Source organism: Gluconobacter albidus (genome assembly GCF_002723915.1).
Taxonomy (GTDB): domain Bacteria; phylum Pseudomonadota; class Alphaproteobacteria; order Acetobacterales; family Acetobacteraceae; genus Gluconobacter; species Gluconobacter albidus.
This window is the reverse complement of sequence record NZ_BEWL01000039.1, coordinates 1-2,439: the sequence shown is the minus strand read 5'-3', so window position 1 is coordinate 2,439 and position 2,439 is coordinate 1. Positions and strand designations below refer to the sequence as shown.

Below are 2,439 nucleotides of genomic sequence, written 5' to 3'. Positions count from 1 at the left end.
CTTGGTTTGTGTTGTTTGGTAATATCCGGGAATATCAACATTAACTAGCATATTAATATCCCAATATTTTCCGGTTTCATATGCCCAAGAAGGTATTGTTACTTCTAATGAAGTTGATTTTCCATATGCACGATTGGCATACCATTCAGCTAGTCTTTGCGAAAAATCGACAGTACCATCACTTTTTGAATTTATGATGGTAAGCTTTCTGCTTGGATTGATCGTGTCCTTTTCAGGATCATATGCAATCCCATCAACGATAGGTGTCTGTCCAGGTTCTTGTGCGACTGAATTCTGGTTACGGACAACACTGTAGCTGTAATACCTTTCCGCAACAGACTGGTTGAATGCTACATCCGTCACCTGTTCGGCACGGATGGTTGTCACTGGCTTGGATGCGACATCATTGATAACGAACGATCCATCCCATGAATCATAGATGATGACGGCTTCATATCTGGCTGCACGTTCCAAAATAGCGAAAGCAGATTCATCACAACCGACACTGAAGGCAGCAGTCAGGTTGTTCGTATTGCTTTTCTTCGCAAGATTTTTGTACGGGACATTCTGTGCATCACATAAAAACTTTGCCAGCAGATCAATGGTTGAAGGCAACTGACTGGATCTAATGTTTGCCGATCCATCAAGCAGATCCTTTATGTGTCCACGGCCTGACATCTGCATGGTGTCACTTGTTGCGGTTCTTTTTTTGGATATCTTTTCGGCATAAGCATTAGAAAATAGCTTGCCGTCCTTTGTCGTTCCAATTGTGATGTTTGATCTAGCCTTTAATATCTGACCCGCATAATCGATATAACTGATATCGAATGATCTTGGTAAAGCATCAAGTGAAGCATGTATGGATATCTGTTCAACGTTATTATATTTCTTACCATTGGCTAATACATAAATTTCATTTTCTGCCATAATTAATCCTTTTGTGCCCAATAGATAACAAGGTACGCAGGGATTAGGTCCGATATGCTACATTGAAACAGCGTATAATCGCCATCAACTTCAAACGTCACTTTAAATTCGTCAAACGTATCCTGTACGTCAGCAACACATGATGAATCTGAATCAACTTCTGCCAAATCACATAAGGCGCCAGAATATTCAATTATATTCAGATTAAGACCGAAGCTTTCCGCCATCGACACATAATAGTCTTTGTTCATCCCGCCTTTGATACCAAAGCGCGAAACCACCTGCTGGCGTTGTTCTTCAAACGTTGAATCTGCTGATATGCACTTATTCGGCAGACCTAGAAGATTTTGATAATATTCCAAGACTTCTGGGCTTTGCGTTAAAGCCGGATTGGCATCATCGATCATAAAACAAAGCGATGTGTCTACCGCTGACAACGGCGAAATCCATGCATATAACATTTTATACATGGTTGAATTACTAGAATATTTTGCATCCCATGCTGAACCTTCTGGAAGAAGATTCACAAGATCATTCGTATATTGTTCGTTTGTACGTGGTTTAGTTAGTATTGGTTCCATAATATCCTTTCAATTATTCATAGGTTATCGTGCCAATGACCGGAACGCTTCCAAGTGGGACAGATACGTTTGAAGCAGGTGATGACAATGTGAATGATGTGGTTGAAGCCGTGTTGACGATAACGGATTCAAGCGAAGCCAGATAAACCGTTGTTCCAAGTGGCGTTGCGATGGATCGAACGTAGGTTGTTAAAGCTTTTTGGATATTGGCTTGAATGGCGGCAGTAACGCCTGTCATTCCAGATATCGTTATATCGATTGGCTGGGGAAGTGGCGCAGCTATCCACATTAATTCACCAACAGGTTTCTGGTCATAGACCGCATTGGCAACCGTTAGAAGGTCACCTGACGCCGCTGGAAGCCTTGTTTCGTTTGATGCACAACCCGATGTTCCCGTAGGTAAACCGTTGTTCCCATTATCGTCTGCAAACATCACGTAGCAGGTCACTATGTTCCCGGTTGTTGGCACTGGATCGCACCAAGCTTGAACTACCCCAGGGACCGCTTCTAGCCAGTTCACATGATCCGCTGGTGAACCACCTGCAGGAATGGTTTGTGCGGATGCATACATACGCGAACGCAGTGCCGCGTCATCTTCAACGTCCGTCCCGCCCGTTATGGCGTTTGCGATGGTTAGACTGTTATCAACCCCTGCAACCACCGGACTAACAAGAAGCTGCGTTCCAGAAGGCGCATTTCCATCGATGCCCGAAGATGTCGCTACGACCGATATGTTGTCACCGACATCGCCAGATGTGGTTGTGGTGTAGATCGTACCGTCTGCGCGGATAAGTTCAGTTCCCAACGGGATCAATGTTCCGGCTGTGCCAGTGAAGACAACTGTTCCGGTTGCCGTAGCAGCTGTGTTTCTGAACACGTTGAAAAGCTTACTATATGAATCCAGATTGATGCCCGTCATCGTTCCGGGACT

At 44.2% G+C, this 2,439-nt stretch carries 3 protein-coding genes; all 3 read right to left on the bottom strand.

From position 1 onward, the window contains the following. Window positions 1–927, bottom strand: a 927-nt coding sequence (locus GAL01_RS15615; protein ID WP_145995677.1) for a hypothetical protein, incomplete at its 3' end; no start/stop codon positions are given. 2 nt (window positions 928–929) lie between these two features. Further along, complete coding sequence (locus GAL01_RS15325; protein WP_082790571.1) at window positions 930–1,508, bottom strand: putative phage tail protein; 579 nt, start codon at window positions 1,506–1,508, stop codon at window positions 930–932. Between the two features lie 13 nt (window positions 1,509–1,521). Then, window positions 1,522–2,439: baseplate J/gp47 family protein (locus tag GAL01_RS15320; protein WP_099253403.1), on the bottom strand; the 918-nt coding region annotated here is incomplete at its 5' end.